This is a genomic window from Neobacillus sp. S1115, from assembly GCF_055385565.1.
This window is the reverse complement of the sequence record NZ_AP038275.1, coordinates 58,824-78,766: the sequence shown is the minus strand read 5'-3', so window position 1 is coordinate 78,766 and position 19,943 is coordinate 58,824. Positions and strand designations below refer to the sequence as shown.

At 41.7% G+C, this 19,943-nt stretch carries 17 protein-coding genes; all 17 read right to left on the bottom strand.

The window, feature by feature from the left end; genetic code table 11:
- Positions 1–8: 8 nt before the first annotated feature.
- The gene (locus ACZ5B7_RS00390) at positions 9–794 is read right to left on the bottom strand and encodes a type III pantothenate kinase (protein ID WP_464492236.1); all 786 of its coding nucleotides are present in this window, start codon (positions 792–794) and stop codon (positions 9–11) included.
- Between the two features lie 111 nt (positions 795–905).
- Positions 906–2,846, bottom strand: coding sequence for an ATP-dependent zinc metalloprotease FtsH (ftsH, locus tag ACZ5B7_RS00385; RefSeq protein WP_464492234.1), 1,941 nt, complete (start codon positions 2,844–2,846; stop codon positions 906–908).
- 135 nt (positions 2,847–2,981) lie between these two features.
- The gene (hpt, locus tag ACZ5B7_RS00380; protein WP_277398324.1) at positions 2,982–3,521 is read right to left on the bottom strand and encodes a hypoxanthine phosphoribosyltransferase; all 540 of its coding nucleotides are present in this window, start codon (positions 3,519–3,521) and stop codon (positions 2,982–2,984) included.
- A 25-nt stretch (positions 3,522–3,546) separates the two neighbouring features.
- Positions 3,547–4,932 (bottom strand): tRNA lysidine(34) synthetase TilS, encoded by a 1,386-nt coding sequence (gene tilS / locus ACZ5B7_RS00375; protein ID WP_464492233.1) that lies wholly within the window; start codon positions 4,930–4,932, stop codon positions 3,547–3,549.
- 276 nt (positions 4,933–5,208) lie between these two features.
- Positions 5,209–6,222: a protein kinase domain-containing protein gene (locus ACZ5B7_RS00370; protein WP_423800307.1), complete on the bottom strand. Its 1,014-nt coding sequence runs from the start codon at positions 6,220–6,222 to the stop codon at positions 5,209–5,211.
- Positions 6,191–6,928: a VWA domain-containing protein gene (locus ACZ5B7_RS00365; protein WP_464492232.1), complete on the bottom strand. Its 738-nt coding sequence runs from the start codon at positions 6,926–6,928 to the stop codon at positions 6,191–6,193. Before ACZ5B7_RS00365 ends, ACZ5B7_RS00370 begins: the two co-directional genes overlap by 32 nt.
- Positions 6,929–7,021: 93 nt before the next feature.
- Positions 7,022–9,496, bottom strand: a complete 2,475-nt coding sequence (gene spoIIE / locus ACZ5B7_RS00360; RefSeq protein ID WP_464492231.1) for a stage II sporulation protein E — start codon at positions 9,494–9,496, stop codon at positions 7,022–7,024.
- A 253-nt stretch (positions 9,497–9,749) separates the two neighbouring features.
- Positions 9,750–10,187 (bottom strand): S1 domain-containing RNA-binding protein, encoded by a 438-nt coding sequence (locus ACZ5B7_RS00355; RefSeq protein ID WP_464492230.1) that lies wholly within the window; start codon positions 10,185–10,187, stop codon positions 9,750–9,752.
- A 93-nt stretch (positions 10,188–10,280) separates the two neighbouring features.
- Complete coding sequence (locus tag ACZ5B7_RS00350; RefSeq protein ID WP_423800304.1) at positions 10,281–10,664, bottom strand: FtsB family cell division protein; 384 nt, start codon at positions 10,662–10,664, stop codon at positions 10,281–10,283.
- Positions 10,665–10,676: 12 nt separating this feature from the next.
- A complete protein-coding gene (gene yabQ / locus ACZ5B7_RS00345; protein ID WP_464492228.1) occupies positions 10,677–11,309 on the bottom strand; it encodes a spore cortex biosynthesis protein YabQ in 633 nt (210 codons plus the stop codon).
- Complete coding sequence (gene yabP, locus ACZ5B7_RS00340) at positions 11,306–11,608, bottom strand: sporulation protein YabP (protein WP_213148319.1); 303 nt, start codon at positions 11,606–11,608, stop codon at positions 11,306–11,308. Before yabP ends, yabQ begins: the two co-directional genes overlap by 4 nt.
- Before the next feature lie 113 nt (positions 11,609–11,721).
- On the bottom strand, positions 11,722–12,000 hold the full coding sequence (locus ACZ5B7_RS00335; protein WP_213148320.1) for an RNA-binding S4 domain-containing protein: 279 nt from the start codon (positions 11,998–12,000) through the stop codon (positions 11,722–11,724).
- Between the two features lie 76 nt (positions 12,001–12,076).
- On the bottom strand, positions 12,077–13,549 hold the full coding sequence (gene yabN, locus ACZ5B7_RS00330) for a bifunctional methyltransferase/pyrophosphohydrolase YabN (RefSeq protein WP_464492227.1): 1,473 nt from the start codon (positions 13,547–13,549) through the stop codon (positions 12,077–12,079).
- Between the two features lies 1 nt (position 13,550).
- Positions 13,551–15,173: a putative polysaccharide biosynthesis protein gene (locus tag ACZ5B7_RS00325; protein WP_464492226.1), complete on the bottom strand. Its 1,623-nt coding sequence runs from the start codon at positions 15,171–15,173 to the stop codon at positions 13,551–13,553.
- Positions 15,174–15,249: 76 nt separating this feature from the next.
- Positions 15,250–15,786: a stage V sporulation protein T gene (gene spoVT, locus ACZ5B7_RS00320; RefSeq protein WP_423800300.1), complete on the bottom strand. Its 537-nt coding sequence runs from the start codon at positions 15,784–15,786 to the stop codon at positions 15,250–15,252.
- A 222-nt stretch (positions 15,787–16,008) separates the two neighbouring features.
- A complete protein-coding gene (gene mfd / locus ACZ5B7_RS00315) occupies positions 16,009–19,545 on the bottom strand; it encodes a transcription-repair coupling factor (RefSeq protein WP_464492225.1) in 3,537 nt (1,178 codons plus the stop codon).
- A gap of 85 nt (positions 19,546–19,630) precedes the next feature.
- The gene (locus tag ACZ5B7_RS00310; protein WP_213148323.1) at positions 19,631–19,861 is read right to left on the bottom strand and encodes an anti-sigma-F factor Fin family protein; all 231 of its coding nucleotides are present in this window, start codon (positions 19,859–19,861) and stop codon (positions 19,631–19,633) included.
- Between the last annotated feature and the right edge of the window lie 82 nt (positions 19,862–19,943).

Below are 19,943 nucleotides of genomic sequence, written 5' to 3'. Positions count from 1 at the left end.
ACCCCTTTCTAGTTGCTATTCTTTATATTATCCATATTCCGTTTATAGATAAGGTGAAGCCCCTTTAAAGTTAAAAATGGATCGACTACATCTATAACGGTTGACTCTTGAGCAATTAAACTGGCAAGCCCGCCAGTTGCAATAACAGTCGGCTTTTTCTCACTATGCTCTGTCATCCGTCTGACAATGCCTTCAACCTGTCCAACATAGCCATAAACAATGCCAGCCTGCATAGCAGCAACGGTGTTTTTCCCAATAACTCCTTCCGGACGGGCAATCTCAATACGCGGCAGCTTTGCTGCTCTTGAATACAAAGCTTCAGTAGAAATGCCAATTCCCGGTGCAATGGCACCGCCCATGTACTGGCGTTCCTCATTTACATAGCAATAGGTAGTGGCTGTTCCGAAATCAACAATTACTAATGGACTGCCGTACTCATGGATCGCTGCAACAGCGTTTACAATTCTGTCTGCTCCAACCTCACGAGGGTTTTCATATTTAATATTTAGGCCTGTTTTAATGCCAGGACCAACAACCAGCGGTTTCACATGAAAATACTTATGACACATTCTCTCTAAGGCGAACATGATTGGCGGAACAACAGATGAAATAATAATTCCATCTATATCAGAAAAAGCAAGGCCTGAATAATCAAACAAAGACTTAATATTCATACCGAATTCATCTTCTGTACGGTTCCGGCTTGTTTCCACCCGCCAATGGTATTTGAGCTCTTCTCCTTTGTAAACACCAAGGACAATATTTGTATTCCCCACATCAACAACGAAAATCACATCTATCACTCACTTTTTAGGAAATTTTCATTTATATGCAAACATAATACCATATTTACATTGCCGGTGAAAAAAAATAAGAGTGCTTCTGCTGAAGCACTCTTCTTCATTTTATTTATTTTCAGGATCGTTAGGAGCATCTTCCTTAACGTCTTCATCCTTTTTCATGTTAATATTTACCTTCACATCATCTGCTTTTTTAGTATCCAAGCGAACAGATTCTAATTCAGCAGGATCTTCCGGCATATGGCCATTTTCAATCAAATACTTAATTTGCTCTGCATTTAGTGTTTCCACTTCTAGCAGGGTTTTTGCAATAAGGTCAAGTTTATCACGATTTTCAGTAAGGATTTGTCGGCATCTTTCATAAGATTCCTTTATAATCCGTTGAATCTCAAGGTCAATTTCATAAGCAATGGCATCAGAATAATTTTGTTCATTATGAAGGTCACGTCCTAAGAACACCTGACCACCTTGCGCCTGGCCAAATTGGAGCGGCCCAAGCTTATCGCTCATTCCAAATTCCGTAACCATTCTACGGGCAATGCCAGTCGCACGCTGGAAGTCGTTATGAGCGCCGGTGCTTACCTCACCAAACACAATCTCTTCTGCGACCCGTCCTCCCAATAAACCAACAATCTTATCAAGAAGTTCTGGCTTTGTCATGAAATAGCGGTCTTCTCTCGGAAGCATCACGGCATAACCGCCTGCCTGCCCGCGCGGCACAATCGTTACCTTGTGAACCATATCCGCTTCATCCAGGACTAAGCCGATAACAGTATGGCCGCCTTCGTGGAAAGCAACAATCCGTCTTTCCTTTTCTGAAATGACCCGGCTCTTTTTCGCTGGTCCGGCAATCACGCGGTCAGTTGCTTCATCGATATCAACCATCTCGATTTTCTTTTTATTTTGACGGGCGGCAACAAGGGCTGCCTCATTCAATAAGTTTTCCAGGTCTGCACCTGAAAAGCCAGGTGTACGCATCGCAATATTTTTTAAATTAACAGCTTCATCCAACGGCTTATTGCGGGCATGGACTTTAAGCACTGCCTCACGGCCATTGACATCCGGACGGTCTACCGTAATCTGACGATCAAAACGTCCTGGGCGAAGTAATGCAGGGTCTAAAATATCTGGTCTGTTGGTAGCTGCAATGATAATGATTCCTTCATTGGCACCAAAGCCATCCATTTCGACAAGCAATTGGTTCAATGTCTGTTCGCGTTCATCATGCCCGCCACCTAGACCGGCGCCACGCTGACGTCCTACAGCATCAATTTCATCGATAAAAATAATACATGGTGCGTTTTTCTTCGCATTTTCAAACAAATCACGCACGCGGGATGCACCGACCCCGACGAACATTTCTACGAAATCAGAACCGCTGATTGAGAAGAACGGAACGCCTGCTTCACCGGCTACTGCCCGGGCAAGCAAGGTTTTACCTGTTCCTGGAGGTCCGACTAAAAGAACTCCTTTAGGAATCCGCGCACCAAGCTCAGCAAACTTACGAGGGTCTTTTAAGAATTCAACGACTTCCACTAACTCGGCCTTCTCTTCATCTGCACCGGCAACATCTCTAAAACGGACCTTTTTCTTATCGTCGTTATAAAGTCTTGCTTTAGATTTCCCAAAGTTCATAACTCGGCTGCCGCCGCCTTGGGCTTGGTTTAATAAAAAGAAGAATAAAATAAAGATAATCACAAACGGAATGATCGAAGTAAAGAAAGTTACCCAGCCGCTTGTTTCTTTAGCGGGCATTACTTCTACCTTGGAATCAGCTTTATCAATGCGATCAAGGATTTTTTCGCTGTTTGGAATATAGGTAATAAATTTTTTATCCCCAGCTTCCAACACTCCACGAACCTCATATACTCCCCGCTCAGGTTGCATCGAAAATGATTTAACTTCACCATTTTCCAGTTGTGTTACGAACTTATCATAGGAAATATGATCGGTTGGTTCATTGCTGCCATTAAAAAAGCTGACTACGCCAATAATGACTAAAAATATTAATAAATAAAAGATGGTATTACGGAAAATCCGATTCATCTCTTACCTCCTCCCGCGGGTAAAGACTATATTAAATAGTATCATAGAAAATCCTGTTAATTCAAGGAATTGCCCTCGCCATAATAGGTTTTGGACAGCGAGAATAATGCCTTATTTTTTGGTTCCGATTAATGATTATTTGCTATATACTTCCGGCTTTAAAACACCAATATATGGAAGGTTTCGGTATTTTTCCATGTAATCCAAACCATAGCCTACCACAAATTCATCAGGAACAATAAAACCAACAACATCAGCTTGTATCTTGCTTTTTCTACCCGCCGGCTTATCCAGGAGCGTGACAATTTTTATGGATTTTGCCTTACGGTAATGGAATAAATCGACTAAATAGCTGAGTGTTAAACCGCTGTCGATAATATCTTCGATAATTAGGATGTCTCTTCCTTCTACAGATGTATCCAAATCCTTAATTATTTTTACCTCTCCGGAGGAAACCATCGCGTTTCCGTAACTGGAAACATCCATAAAATCCATTTCCAAATAGCAATCCATTCGTTTTAACAAATCAGCCATAAAAGGCAATGCACCTTTTAAGACTCCAATTGCAAGGGGGAAGCGATCTTTATATTCCTCGGTTAATTGAGCCGCTAACTCCTTTACTTTTTCTTGTATTTCCTCTTCTGATACTAATACTTCCTTAATATCCTGGTTCATTATTAGTGTGCCCCCTAGAAGATGTTTACTTAATATATGTAAGTAGTATATATTGTTTAGCTGACATTTCTATACCTTCAAATGATGACTTTTTAAGACCTGGCAGCCATAGGATACTCCCTTCCCTGTCTGTTATGACCGGCCATGTATCCCTGTCATGAAGCGGGATTTTTTGGTCAATAAAGATATCTTTTAACTTTTTGGAACCTGTCATCCCTTTTAAGGTCATTCGGTCGCCTTTTTTTCTTGTCCGAATGATAATCGGAAAGGTTACTCTCTCGGTGTCAAACACCGCCATATTGACAGGAATATCAGCAATATCTAAACCGGTGTACTCTACCTTAACAGTGGTGCCATTAGGCAGATTAATCATTCCAGGCTCATTCACCTCAAAAAGATATTGTTCCACTTTAACGGGCTTAAATTCAAAGGATAATTCCTGATAAGAACGGATTACTTTTAACCCGCCCGGAAAATCCAATTTCCCCGATGGTCCGCCGCGCTGGATTAGATTAAAAACTTGGTCGATATGGATGGCTGAAAGATCTGCGCACCTTTTTTTGTAAAGATAGTTTAATATTAGTTGAATACCCCTTCTTTGTAAAGGCAAAGGCAATTCGAGAAATCTCCCAATGTCAATCAAAATTTTATCGGCTTTCCTTTGTTTTTCTACTGTATTCATTTTTTCAATCGTTAATTCCTGAAGAAATGATTCATCCACTTGCAGGTCTTCGCTAAATCGCTGAAACTGTTCATGGACAAGAGGATTTTCCAATTTTAAAAAAGGAAGAACTTCACTGCGAAACCGATTTCTACTGTATACACCCTTTTTATTGCTTGGGTCGATTCTTGGTGTAAGCTGATGCTTTTGGCAATACTGTTCAATTTCACCCTTTGTTACACATAAGAACGGGCGAAATATTGTGCCGAAATAGAAGGGGCGGGAGAAAGGAATGCCAGCCCTGGCCAATCCTGTACTGCCCCTTGTAAAGCGCATGAGAATCGTTTCGATTTGATCATCACCATGATGTCCAAGAGCCAAATAGGGGGCTTGATACTTTTCCATAACTTGCGAATAAAAGGAGTATCGTACTTCCCTGCCAGCTACCTGTGAGCTTTTCCCTTCCTTCTTCATGATGTCCGTTACATTAACCCGGATCATTTCAAAAGGAACTCCATACTGTTGACAAAATTCCTTAACGAACATAGCATCCTCATAGGATTCCTGGCCGCGAAACATATGGTCAACATGGGCAACAATAATCGTCAGGTTCTGTTTTTCCTTCTTCCTTAGCAGGAAGTCGAGCAGCGCCAACGAATCAGGCCCGCCTGAAACCCCGACAACAATTCTTTTATCTTTAAGCTTAAATGAATGCCGGTTAAGAAAGTCCTCAACCTTGGCTTCTAACATACAGATACACACTCTCTAAAATCAATGTTTTTAGAAAAACTTAAGTTTAGAATACCACTCTTTTAGAGTAACTATCAAAATTATAGGCCCGTTTGAAAAAGAAATATTTCATAAAAACCTGAACTCTTGTTATTTACGGAGAAAGAATAAAAAAGTTTCATTTTTTTGCTAATAAGAAAGAATAAAATTTTTCCAAATTTTATACTTCCTTAACGCATAAATTCAACTACGCCTCTGTCATCGTCCTTACGGACTCGCCAATCGGCGAGTTTTCATTTAAAGCAGTTTTAAAAAAATATATAGCCCATACAATACACTTAGCACTATGGCAATAAAGAAAAATTCCAGCCAGCCGCTTTTTTTCTTTTTCTTTCGGAAATCGCGGCGGGAAATGTTAATATTCCCTTTTGGGGATTGTGCTGAATGCTGGCCGGGTCTGACCCCTTTGGATACCGGTTTGGAATCCTTTTTTGGCTGGTCGCTGATGGTGTCCAATAGGTCTGATCTCATTTGGCTGGCACTAGGATAATGTCCCATTAAAGCCTTTAGGATAACCCGTTCATAGCGATGCAGTTCCGGTTTTAAACGAATCGCCTCCCTTAATTGCTCTATTCCGCCTGTTGTTTTTTTAAAACGCTTAGGATATGCAGTATTAATCATCATCATCGCTGCCGAGAACAAATCATAGGTTGCTTCGGCCTTTCTGGAGCCCAAGCCCCAATAGCCGCGATCATAGAACTCCGTGAATTCTTTAATGGCTCTTCCCTCAATTGTTGTTCCGCCGACATCAATGCACCTGATTTTCGGAGGAGGGCCAGTCACAATCAGGTTTTCCGGTTTTAAGTCCCCAAAAATCCAGCCGCTGCCATGCAGCCTATCAAGATCACTTAATAATTGCAGGAACAAAATCGGCATCCATGATTTTCCCTTCTGCTCTAAAAAGGAAAGCAAATCGGGTCCCTGAATATATTCCATCACATAAAACGAAATAGGGCGGGAGTTCCCTCTGCCAACTTGCCAATCATCGACATCAAACAAAGAAGGCCCAAGGGTTTCTTGGCCCTGGACCTTTGCAAAGGATTTTAAAACGTTTACCTCAGACGTGATGGACATACCGTTATCGCTCATTTTTAGAGCGACCTGTGTATTATTATTCTTTGCAAGGTAGACCACCCCGTTTGCTCCAAATCCTAGTTCCTTTATGATTTTATATTGTTTGGAATGCCATCTCCCTGTAACATTTGTTCCCGGACTGATTTTATATTGATTCTTCCATGTATGATTCATCATCGTCTGATAAGAGACTCCTTAATGATCGTTTTTGATTAAAGGACGTTAAAGCAGTCCGGATGGCTGGCCCTGTCGGGGTTATTCCCCCCGTGGTCAACTTGGAAAAGATGCTTGTCAAATTTTGTAGGTTTGGCGTCCAATCCAGCAATCTTTCGACATCATTCTTTTTCCCGGGAAATACATAAACAGAAAATTGGTTATCTCCTGTCCTTGCGTTTAAGCTAAGTGAAAGGTCAAGCAGCGCCTCTTTTACAGTCGGAAGCTTTTGCTTCATGCTCGCGCTTGTATCGACAAGAATCAACACCTCTAATTCGACAGTCTCGCCGAGTTCGTCGACAACCTCCATCACTTCGCCTCTTTTTTCCGGAGGCAGGTCCTCCATTGTCTTGGAACGGCCGAGGATTTGCTGCAATTCCCGATTTACCATCCCTTGGATGGTTTGGTTCATTGCTTTTCTTGTGACCATTTGAACCGTTTGTGAGAGCGCCTCTGCATAGACTATCTGGCTCACGCCGCCGCCTGAAGCAGCGATTCCTTCTATTTCTGTCATTCCTTTTTCATCAATCACATCATGCTCCATTACACCAATGACATTAACGGTTATTCCCTGTTCATGAGCTAGTGCAGCCATCGCAATCGGGTCCTCACCCTGATTGGAGCAGCCATCTGTAATTAATAGGATTTGGCGAATCTTCCCTGTGTACATAACCTTCTCCCTCCACAAATGAATTGGTATCATTGTCGACGAGGGAAAAAGTATTTATACATAAATTAGCAGAATCCAGTGTAAAATAATTAGTTACGCTTGGCGCTTCATCTTTTGAACAGGAATAGTTGCCCATTTCGGTGTATTATGTCTGATCTTTGCCACCATGACGGTCATATCATCGTCAATTATTTCCGATTTGGAGCGAATCACATCTTCTAGGATTAAATCAGCTATCTCTTGAGGGTCATCTGTTTCCAATTCAAGGATTTTCCGTTTCATCCATAAATCATAATTTTCTACATGCTTCGGCCCCTCAAAGACACCGTCGCTCATCATAATTAACAAGTCCCCTGCCTTTAACTGTTCATCCACTACATCTACCTCAAAATCTTGAAGAATTCCCATCGGCAAGTTGCTTGCCTGTATCTTAATGACTTTTTTCCCCCTTTTAATAAAGCTTGGCGTAGATCCTATTTTAAGAAATTTGGCAGATGCGTTTTTTAAATCAATCATCGCCAAGTCCAATGTCGAGAATATTTCATCGGTTGTCCGCAGTGAGAGGATGGAGTTAACCGATTTGATGGCGATTTTTTCTTCAATGCCTGATTGGAGAATTTTTTGCAACAGCTTTAGTGTTTCATCACTCTCATAATGAGCCCGTTCGCCATTCCCCATTCCGTCACTGATGGCGAGTGCCATTTTACCAAGTCCCAGTTCAATCGTGGAATGGCTGTCACCGGACACTAAACCGCCATCCTTGGCAGCATGGGCTACACCCGTGTCGACCGTATAGGCCTTTGAAGACCTAAAGACAACATGGCAGAAGCCATTTGGATAGGTTGCACATTCCTCCAATCTAACCACAATCGTTTCCCCAAGAATATCGGATAGCATGGGAGCAATTAACTTTTCACACTCCCCGTGGCCATTACAAAACGGAACAGACATTTCAATATCAACATTTCCCGGCTCCAAGCTGTAAATTTCCACCTGTTCAATATGGATGCCAAATCCTTGCATGGCCTCCATGATTTGCTCCTCCTGTTTGTAGTAATTTTCCCGCTCACGCTGGATTTCCTTGGCGAAATTGTTCATCACTTCAGAAACACCTAAAAGTTGGTCCGCAACCAGCTTTCGACTTTCGTGTACTTTTTTCTTCAATTTTATATTGGCCTGGTAAAAAGTCAGTTCCTGGGCTATTGTTTCATACACCTTTTTCGGCCGCGAACAAAGCTTTTCCCATTCTCTTGACATCCTTAAAGAAATATTGCCGTCGTTTTGATCCATTTCATGAATAATTTCCTCCATGCAGGCATAGGTTGTACTAAAATTCTTTGCCCAGCACTGTTCTTTTTTAAAGCACGTTTGGCATGTCTTTTCGGTTACATGACTCATGAAGTAATCCATTTCCCGCTCATCTTCATTTTCAACAGGAAATGCATCCGTTTGTGAAAAGCTTTTGGAGAGGGCATGAAAGACATTTGAAAATTGCGAAACCCTTTGGGCCGTTACATCGCGCATTTTTCTCATATATTTTTGCTGCTCAGCCATATGCTCGGGTGTTCCGGGTATATACTTTGCCAGTCTGGAGGTTAAGCTTTGGGGTGTTAATAGGAATAAACAAATAGCTGCCGCTGTTTCATAGATTGTCAACAGCAGTGAGCCGCCCCCTTCACCGTACATGCCAATCAGCAGGGTAGCGATAAACAAGCCGACTGATACACCAATCTTTTTCCCTTCCTTGAGAAGACCCCCTAAAACACCTGAGAAGGCTAATAGACTCATATGATAGAAACTCGACACACTTGCCAGGCTGAAAATTAGACCAGTGACAACTCCAACCGTTGATCCGACAGTTGCCCCTGCTATAAAAGAAAAGACGAGAACCAAATAACGGGACAAGACATGTTCAAGCGATAGATCATAGACCTTCCAGCCAATCGTTCCCGTCATTATCGAAGCCAGCATGATGATCAAGCAGACGATTTCTTCTGTTTTTAATAGCTGCCTGCGTTTATTAGCCGTTAGCAGTGGAATGCTCTGCAGGAAAATCATCGTCAAAATAAAAGCAAGGCTGGCCTGGACCCCAACCATCATGACATCATAAAGGGTTATTGCTCGGGAGAGAATAAAGGCTTCAGCCAATTTCGAAAGCCCTAAAATAATTCCCACAAAAAAGGGCAGCGCTCTCATCTCATTGTTCAGCCATTTTTGACTGATACGGTAAATGAATAAGAACAGAAAAGTGACAATAAAGGTAAAGGCGGCATTTCCTAATGACAGGGTAGCAGCCCCTGTAACCAGTCCAATCAGGGCAAGCGGTGCCCGATCCTTTTTAATAAAATAAACAGCGGCAAAAAAGGGCAGACTAAACGGAGTCAGCTTTGCCAATATCAGGGCTCGTCCAAGTAAAAATCCTACGATTAATAATAGAAATCCTTTTTTAATGAAAAAGGACTCTAGCATAAATTGAAGCTTTTTAAATCCATAGTTCAAATTCCATTTTGGCGTGTGAAGATTGACTTCCCCGATCGGTTCTATTAAACTCGCATTTGGCTTTTCCATATATCCACACTCCCGATTCATTATTGTTAGAATCTATTATAAGTTTGCTAGATTTAAAAGTTTGTCAAAATAGTGAACGAGTTCAAAGAATCGTTCGACGGTTTTCACTATTTTCATTCAAATAATATTATCTATCTTAATTTGCTGTCATTATTTCAAAGTTTTTAATATATATTGGTACATAAAAAAGACAGGCCATTATGACCTGTCTTTTTGTAAAGCCTGCTCTATTTGTAAAAAAGTCTGCAGCAAGTTAACCCCGTTTAGCTCCTCTTCCGCCACGCTTGGACTCGGTGTGCCGCTTTAGGGAAGATAAACGATCTTCACTGTCTTTTAAGAATCTTGCCATTTTTTGCTCGAAGGATTCCGGCCTATTATGATTATTACGATCGTTTGCCCTTCCTTGACGAGGACGTTGTGAATGGGAATGCGAATGTTTTTTCTCTGGTTCCGGTCTATCTTTAGCCTTCTTGATGGATAGTCCAATCTTACCATCTTTCTCAACATTAAGAACCTTCACTTCAACCTGGTCGCCAACTTTAAGATGGTCATTAATATCTTTTACATAGTTGTCTGCGACCTCACTGATGTGAACGAGTCCTGTTGAACCATCCGGCAGCTCCACAAACGCTCCGAAATTAGTAATGCCTGTCACCTTTCCCTGTAACTTGCTGCCTACTTCGATTGACATAAAAAAAATGTTCCTCCTTAAAAATTTAAAAATCAACTTACTATATATTATACAGAAAGGGAAAATTGAGTGTCAATAACACTACTTATTGGTTCATTTTTCCTTCTTTTCGTCTGGAATATTAAAGATTATTTCGTTCTTGTCCGAGAAAAAATACTCTTTGCGGGCAAGCTTCGCAATGTAATCATCATCATTTAATTTGACGATGTTCTCTTTTAATATCTTCTCTTGCTTTTTTAAATCTGCCAGCTGATGATCAAGCTTCCGCTTCTCTGCCACTTTCGCCTCCAAGATTCTTGTTTGGGAAAGATAACTGGATATCATAAAATAAGAAAGCAAACAGGCAAACACAAAAAACAGCGACAGCCTTCTGAGAAGCAGCTTTTTCCTGCGGGCTGATGCAATTTCAGCATATTCCTGCTGTTGGACATAAGCTGTTTGGATTTTTGATACTGCTTTTTGTCGTTCTGCTCCCATTTATATCCTTCCTTACTCTTTTCTTTTTCTCAACTTGTCCATCCACTTACTAATATAATTCACGATTTCCTTGGATTTTCCTGCCGTTCTATTATATAACTTCTCGACGGATTTTTTAATACCTTTCGGCAAAAGTTTCCAAAAAACAAACAAAATCTTCTTCACAATGACAAATAGCACGTTAAGGATATAAAGAAGGATCTTCCAAATAAATTTGACAAGGGATAATAACCCCCTGCCAAATGTTAAGAGGATGGCGATGACAAGCTGGATTAGTCCGACAATTGGTTTATAAATTAAGAGGAGGAAAGTTCTTTTTGTAAATTGGGAGACGGAGATGACAGTCTCAATCAAAAGCTCCAGGAGCCTCAGATACATCGCTTTTAATAAGCTTTGATAAGCGGCGAATCCACATAGAAGAGCAATAAAAATATAGAACCGCAATTCTCCGTTATTCGCTAAAAATAACGCGTAAAATATTAGTAAGGCTTGAATCATCCAAAATAACAGATCATTTAAAAATACAATCCAGCCTTTTCGATGGGGCCTCTTTAAAAACCGATGGTACGTGTCAAGCATGGCGCCAAATAATGACCCCATTCCAATCATAGAAAGCATCGTCAGAAATTGCGTGGAAAGGGTCATTTGAATAACTTGCTAAAGAATCCTTTAGCTTTCTCCCCATGGTGTTCATCAAGATAGACCAAATCGAATATTTTCCCTTTAATTGAAACGATTCCTTTTTCAACATCGAGGTTTTTCATTTGCAGGTTTTGTCCCTTGATCGCTAAAAAGCCCATTGAAGTTTCTAATAAAAACTCCTCATTATCAAAGCTTTCCACTTGCTTTACACCGGTAATATCTAGAAGCTTTCTCCCTCTCATAATCACATCATGGTCAGGAATACTGCTTTTAGCAGGAGTATTATCATAATATTGGCTCATCCTTCATCCCTCACAATCATTTGTCCAGCTTCAGCGCCAAGGCGCTTGAGCTTTTCTATTTGTACAACCTTTTTGTACATTTCTATGTGTGAGGTAAAAGAATTAGAACATCATTAGTCGTTTTGCTCCTCGGAATAGCCAACGCGTTCTTCTTTTAGAATTGTATACATTTCCGCTGCTTCTTCCTTACGGGTAGTCTCCTGAATTCGTTCAATTTTGACGGTAATTCTCCTAGGACCGAGGCGGAGTGTTAATTCATCTCCGACCTTTACCGTGGAACTTGCCTTTGCTTCCTTGCCGTTGATTTCAATTCTTCCTTGGTCTGACACTTCTTTTGCCAGCGTTCTTCTTTTAATTAACCTTGATACCTTTAAAAATTTATCTAAGCGCATGTTAACTCTCCCCTTCTAAAACCCCTTAAATTTTGGGTTAATTCCAGCATTGATGCATGAGAACCGTCCCCATGCATCATAGCCCTTTTAATTTTGCCTCATCCCAGTATTGATCCAATTCCTTTAGGGAATGGGCTTCGATCGCTTTTCCGCTCATTTTTACCTTCTCTTCAATGTACTGAAAACGCCGGATAAACTTTTCATTTGTTGCAAACAAAGCTTCTTCCGGATTAATTTTTAAAAATCGGGCAACATTGACAAACGCAAACAATAAATCGCCGAATTCTTTATTTGCACGGGCACGGCCTTCTTCCGTTCCATCAAGTTCGGCAATAAATTCATCCAGCTCCTCTTTAACTTTCTCCAAAGCAGGGCCGATTTCCTTCCAATCAAAGCCCACCTTTGCCGCTTTCTTTTGGAGCTCATAGGCACGCAGCAAATTAGGCAGGGCCAGCGAAACTCCAGCAAGCAAGGAGACATCAGCATGTTCCTCCCCTTTTTCCTGCTTCTTAATCTCCTGCCAATTCTTGACCACCTCATCGGCATTGGCCGCTTCAGCATTTCCAAAAACATGAGGATGGCGGCGGACCATCTTCGCGGACAAGCCTTCAATCACATCCTCAATGGAAAAATATCCATCATCCTCGCCAATTTGCGCGTGCAGCATAACCTGCAACAGAACATCTCCCAATTCTTCGATGAGATGGTCAATATCCTCGCTATTAATCGCCTCAATCACTTCATACGTTTCTTCAATTAAATATTTCTTTAATGACTCATGGGTTTGTTCTTTATCCCATGGGCAGCCATTTGGTCCCCTCAAGACGGCAATAATGTTGCGCAGCTTGGGGAAGGTTCTCCATAAAATTTCTTCCTCCTGTACTGGAGGAACATAGATGGACCTTAAATTATCAATAGATAAATTCCGGTCTAATTCATATAAAGGTACTTTCATAATTGACTCTTCCTGACTGCCTGCTGCCGAGACAATATATATCTCATAATCATCCGGGAGCTGCTCCATTAAGGTTAATTTCACATTCGAAGCAACAAAGGCATCATAAACCTGGCTGATGATGATATGCTGGTCTATTTGGATCTGGCCAGCCTGAAGCGAAGTGCCGTCTAACAGCTGAAACCCGTCAATGGGGTCAATTTTTAAAGAAGTGAATAAGGCATCGATAAAGCTTTGACCTCCGCCAATGATGATTTCAACCCCGGCCTTTGCCCCATTTTCCAAAAGAATTTGGACCGTCCGCTCTGCCACAAGGGGATGCCCCGGCACAGCATAGGTTACTGATTCCGATTGCGCCTTCTCCAGCAAGGTTTCGGCAATTTCCTGATAGACATCCTCAAACTGCTCATGCTTTTCATAAACGGAATCAAACGAAGTATAAACCATTCCTTCTTTTACTAACTCTGCGACTACCGGATGCTCCTTTGTTCGCAAAAAAAGCCGCTGTCCTTTAATAAGCTTTCGATATACGCCGACCTGCAGCTGCTCCAGGTCGCCCGCACCTAAGCCGACAATTTCAATTTTTTTCGCCATATTATCTTCGATCCTTTCGAGCCATAAAATAAATGAGTTTGCTGCCAAACGGGAAAAGGGCAAGCTCTTCCTCAAGAAAAGTGCGTCCTCTAATAATAATCAACGTAAATAGAATTCCACCGGAAAATACCGCACTTAAAGACTGGATAGCTGCACCAAAGCGGCTTAATCCGAGTGGTTCTAATAGATGTTCCGCCAGAAACAGCCAGCCTTTCAAAAATAGAACCATAGCTAGCGCCGCAAAAAAAACAGTCCCTATTAAGCGAAGATTAAAAAGCGGGATGGCCGCTATTTTTTTAAAATGAATAATTAATAAAATGATAATAATGCCAAGCGACAACAAAGTAGAAAGTGCTGCCCCCATTGTTCCTAACATTGGTACGAATATCATATTTAGTACATACTTAACGGGAAATATTGCAGCTACCGCCAAAGCTGGAAGGGCAAAACTGCCTAATCCCTGGAGAATAGCGACAATTGTTGCAATCAATGATGTAAACAAAATAACAAAACTAAGCATCCCTAAAACATCTGAACCATAATCATTCTCAAACAGCATAGTGTTGGCCGGGCGAATAATCGCCCATAATCCAGCCGAAGCCCCTACGCCAATAACGATACTTACCTTTAGCGCCAATTGAATTTTGTGTTGTAAAAATTCCGGTTTGGAAGCAAGCCTCTCGCGGCTGATCAACGGCACCAGCGTTAACGACATCGAAGAAGCTGCAATCGTTCCCAGCTGGATGAGCGGCTGGCCGCGGTCAAAGATTCCTTTTAAGCTTTTTGCCATATCCCCGGGGGTTCCATTTGAAACGAGCAGAGAATAGAGGTTTAAAGAATCCGCCATTTGAATAAAAATCATCAGCATGCCGCTAACACAAATAGTAAGTCCTTGAAACGTGAGCGCCTTAAAAATCCGCTTTACCTGAAGAGCGTTCGTCTTTAAATTCCCTTTATTTGGTTCCATTAGTTTCCATTCTTTACGAATCCACAAGAACATAAACAAAATAAGGCCTGAAACCAAACTGCCTGTAATCGACCCAAACATTGCTCCCCCGCCGACAAGATAGAGAGAAACCCCCTTTTCCATTAATAGCCATGATAGAAAAAGAATCGTAACAACGCGGATTGTTTGTTCTGCCACTTGAGATAAAGCGGTCGGTACCATATCTCCTTTTCCCTGATAATAGCCCCGCAAAACGGAGACAAATGGAAAAGTTAAAAAAACGATCGAAACCACCCGGATGATGACGGCCAGATGAGGATCCTTCATCCAAATAGACAGCTGGCCGGCCCCAAAATAAAGAACAAGAAAACAAAGAAGACCGAATATCTGCAAATAGACAAACGATAAAAAAAGAAGAAGGCGTGGTTTTTCCTGGTCGCCTTTTTCCAGCAGCTCAGCATACAGCTTTGATATGACAACCGGAAATCCGGTAGTAGAAAGAACAACAGCAACCCCGTAAAAGGGATAAACCTGCTGATATATGTAAAACCCGATATCCCCGACAATGTTTTGAAAGGGAATACGGTAAAAGGCACTTAAAATTTTGGTGATCAGTGCCGATAAAGCTAAAATAAAGGCCCCTTTAAACACAGCCTTTGAAGGATTAACATTTTTCACAGTTTCACCTGCCTAATTAGCATAAGCGGAACCATTATAACATTAAAAAAGGCAGCGCTGGCTGCCTTTTTTAATATTATTGCTCCATTTGCCTAGCGAGGAATCCTGCGGCCGTTTCAACAGCCTTTTGTTCAACCTCACCAAGGGAGCCTTCCTTTGAAAAAATGATAACTGCCCCAATCGGGTCGCCATTTGCAATTATTGGCCCGATTGTATAAGATGTTACTGGTTCCTCGTTACCCTCAACCAAGGCAACATCGCCCTGCTGGGTACTGAGCATGGAGTTGCGATCCTCCATTGTTTTCTCGACTAAATCACTGATATTTTTATTTAAATAATCTTTCTTAGAACCGCCTGCAACAGCAATATACGCATCTCTATCACAAATTAAAACAGGATTACCGAGGCTGTCAAATAGGGCTTCAGCATATTCTTTGGCAAAATCGCTTAATTCGCTGATTGGTGAATACTTCTTTAAAATAACTTCTCCATCCCGGTCCACGAAGATCTCTAACGGATCCCCTTCCCGGATACGCAGCGTTCTGCGTATTTCTTTAGGAATTACAACACGACCCAAATCATCGATTCGACGAACTATTCCAGTTGCTTTCATCCAATGTTGCCTCACTTTCATCTGATGATTTTTCAACTTGGTGAGTGACTTAATTTCCTTTAATTGAAATCATCACCAACTTTGAACTTAGTATCTTTCAACTGGAAAGTTCTATTCACATCGGACATATTTTTTTCACATATTCAGGAAAGATTCCCAACATCACATAAAAGGGCCTGACCCCCGCTTTAATGCGTTAATGTTGGGGTCAGGCCCTTTTCGTTAATTCACAGGATTTTCCTGTTCTTTTTTCGCCAAAGAAATTCCCTTGATCATTTCAAACACAATATTAAGCCATTGTGCAGTCTCAAGGTCCTTTGTTTTAATCATGATTTTCAGCTTACGTCCTTCCATACCCGGGGTAACGGCTCTTCCGAAGCGGTTGCCAATATGGAAAAGCTTGCTGCCTTCAATTGTGTTTGTTATTTCTTCCGTTAATAAAATCGTGACATCCTGCTTGACCTGTTTAATCAGCTCTACTCCATTTTGGATGGCGTATACCTTCATCTCGGCAATTTGGAATAGGTAGCCGACCTCATCAGGATATTCGCCAAAGCGGTCGAGCATTTCAGACTGCAGCTCGTCAATATCCTCCAGTGCCAAAGCTCCTCTGAAGCGTTTATACATTTCTATTTTTTGATGGCCGTCCCGGATATATGAATCTGGAATATAGGCATCAATTTCAAGGTCAATTTCTACTGTTGGTTTTGCTTCAGCCTTAAGGTCGCCCTTCCGTTCCTCAATCGCCTCTTTGAGCATTTGCGAATAAAGGTCGAATCCTACCGAATCAATAAATCCATGCTGCTGGGCGCCGAGTAAATTTCCCGCACCTCGGATGGACAGGTCCCGCATCGCAATTTTAAAACCGGAACCTAACTCGGTAAATTCCTTTATTGCCTCGAGGCGTTTTTCAGCCACCTCTGTCAAAACTTTATCCTTTCGATAGGTGAAATAAGCATAGGCCACCCTGTTTGATCTTCCGACCCTGCCGCGGAGCTGATAAAGCTGGGAGAGTCCCATGCGGTCGGCATCATGGACAATCAATGTATTAACATTCGGTATATCGACACCAGTTTCAATGATCGTCGTACTGACAAGAACATCGAAATCACCCGCCAAGAAACCCAGCATCACCGATTCAAGTTCGTTTTCCGACATCTGGCCATGGGCAAAGGTGACCCTTGCGTCCGGCACCAGCATGGAAATTTCCTCTGCCTTCCGGTCGATATCCTCGACACGGTTATATAAAAAGTATACTTGTCCGTCGCGGGCAAGCTCGCGCTCAATGGCTTCTCTGACTAAAGAACCGTTGTATTCCATCACATAGGTTTGCACAGGGAAACGATTTTCCGGCGGCGTTTCAATGACCGATAAGTCCCTGACACCAAGCATCGACATATGCAGTGTTCTCGGGATCGGGGTTGCCGTTAGGGTTAACACATCAATATTTGTTTTCAGCTTCTTGATTTTCTCTTTATGTGTAACACCAAATCTTTGTTCCTCATCAATAATCAATAACCCTAAATCATGATAAACAATGTCTTTTGACAGCAGGCGGTGGGTGCCAACAACTATATCAACAGTCCCTGCCTTCAGCCCTTTGATTGTTTCTGTTTGTTGTTTTTTCGTACGGAACCTGCTTAATAAGCCGATATTAATCGGAAAATCTTGAAATCTTTCTCTTAATGTTTCGTGATGCTGCTGTGCTAAAATCGTCGTCGGAACAAGGAATGCCACCTGTTTACCGTCGGCAATCGCTTTAAAAGCGGCGCGGATGGCGACCTCTGTTTTCCCATAACCGACATCGCCGCATAATAACCGGTCCATTGGCCGCGGCCTTTCCATATCCTTTTTGATTTCATGAATCGATCGAAGCTGGTCATCTGTTTCACGGTAAGCAAACGATGTTTCAAACTCCCGCTGCATATCTCCGTCCGGCGTAAAGGCGTAACCGACTGCCGCTTCCCGCTCGGCATATAATTTGATTAAATCGTCGGCAATATCCTCTACCGATGATTGAACCTTTTTCTTTACCTTCTTCCAATCAGTGCCGCCAAGTTTATAGATTTTCGGCTCTTTTCCTTCGGAACCGACATACTTTTGGACAAGGTCGATTTGTTCTACAGGTACATAGAGTTTATCTGTCCCTTGATAGCGGATATGTAGATAATCCTTATGAATCCCGTTTATCACAAGAGTTTCAATGCCTAAATACTTTCCTATTCCATGATTCACATGAACAACATAATCACCAATCTTCAACTCCGAGTAGCTTTTAATCCGCTCGGCATTGGATAGCTTTTGACGGCTGGAGGACCGTTTCACCCGTTTATTAAAGAGCTCTTCCTCCGTAATAACGGCAATTTTCTGAATTGAAAGTTCAAACCCTGTCTGTAGATTTCCTCTTATAATCTGAATCTTTCCCGGTAAAAGCTGCTGGTTCTCGGAGGTAATACTTGCGTCAATTTCATAGTCTTCGAGCACCCGTTCTAGCTTAGCAACCCTCTCTTCATTAGCCCCTAAAAATAAAATGGTATAATTGCCTTTTTTCCATCTATCTATTTCTGATTTCAACAAATGCATCTGCCCGTGAAAATTCTGCATCGACCGGCAGGAAATATTAATAATATTTTGCGGGCTTGTATTGGCCACATGCCGTAAAAATAACGACATATAAAGAATTGGAAATTGCTTTCTTTGCAAAAACGCCTGCAAATCGTGGGATATTTGTACATCATGGATAATTTGCCCCTCAGCAAGCAAAGCTGTATACCACTCAGCCTCCTCTTTCAAAAGGGATTCATTCATCTCTTGAATCCTGCTGATTTCATCAATTATAACCAGCCCGTTCTTAGGCAGATAGTCTAGTAAACTACTAGGGGTTTCATAGGCCAATGACAGGTATTTAAAAACCTGATCAGGCTTTTGGCCATTTTTCAACTGCTCGAGCTCGAAGCTGATATTTTGGCTAAGCTCAATTTTTGCTTTATCATTTTTTAATTTCCTTAGACTAATCCCTAAACCATCTTCTATTTTTCCAACCATGCGGCTATAGTGTTCTGCTTCTAATAATACCTCTGTTGCTGGTCCGATAAAGACCTCCGACACCTTTTCCTTTGACCTTTGGTCCTCTAGAGAAAAATAACGAATTGAATCGATTTCCGTATCAAACAGTTCAATACGCAGCGGGTTTTCCTCTGTTAATGGATAAATATCAATGATGCCGCCTCTTACACTAAATTCTCCCGGTGTGGATACCATTTCCCCCCGTACATATCCCATTTGCACGAGAATGTTTAACAAGGACTCAAGATTGATATCTTCTCCTACTTTTAAGGAAAGCTGGTATTTTTCCCACAGTGATTTTGGAGGGAGGATTTTCTTTAATCCGGCAATCGGGACAATCATAATTCCCCTGGTCTGTTTGCTCCAATAATTTAAGGCTTCCATCCGCTGTGCCTTTAGCTCTGGACTGGCAATGCTCATTTCAGCAGCAATTAACTCATTGGCAGGAAAAAGAAAAACTTCCTTTTCATTCACTAAATTTGCAATGTCATCATAAAGTTTTTGTGCCTGCAGCAAATTATGGGTGACAACCATTATGGGTCTTTTCATTTTTTCGTAGATTGCAGCTGTCAGCACTGTTCTCGATGAGCCGGAAAGGCCCGCAATAAGCTGTTCCCTTAAGCCCTCTTCCACTCCGGAAATAACCGAGTAAATATCTTCCTGCTGAAGAAATAGTGATTTTAACCCCTCCAAGGTTTCTCCTCCTCCCGTATATGTTTGCTTCTATCAAGTTCATTTCTTAAATAGAAAAACGCTTTGGATTTCCCTCCAAAGCTGGTTAATGAATAAGATAATCATATTGGTGAAAATCTGGATTCTTCTCTAATGCTTCCTGACAGTCCTCGCAAATTGCCTTTATATGAATTTCTCCCGAATTATCATAAGTAACCATATCCTGTCTCTCTTGGTCCGTTAATCTATGAAGCCCAAGCGCTTCCGAATGGATCGATGTTTGCTGAATTGAACCAAGATTTGATCCACAATGTCGGCAATGGTAATGGATGGCCATACAATCCCTCCTGATCTCAAGATTCCCTAATAATAGTATGAACCTTGCAGGAGGAACTTATTCATTCTCCACTCTCCCGTTT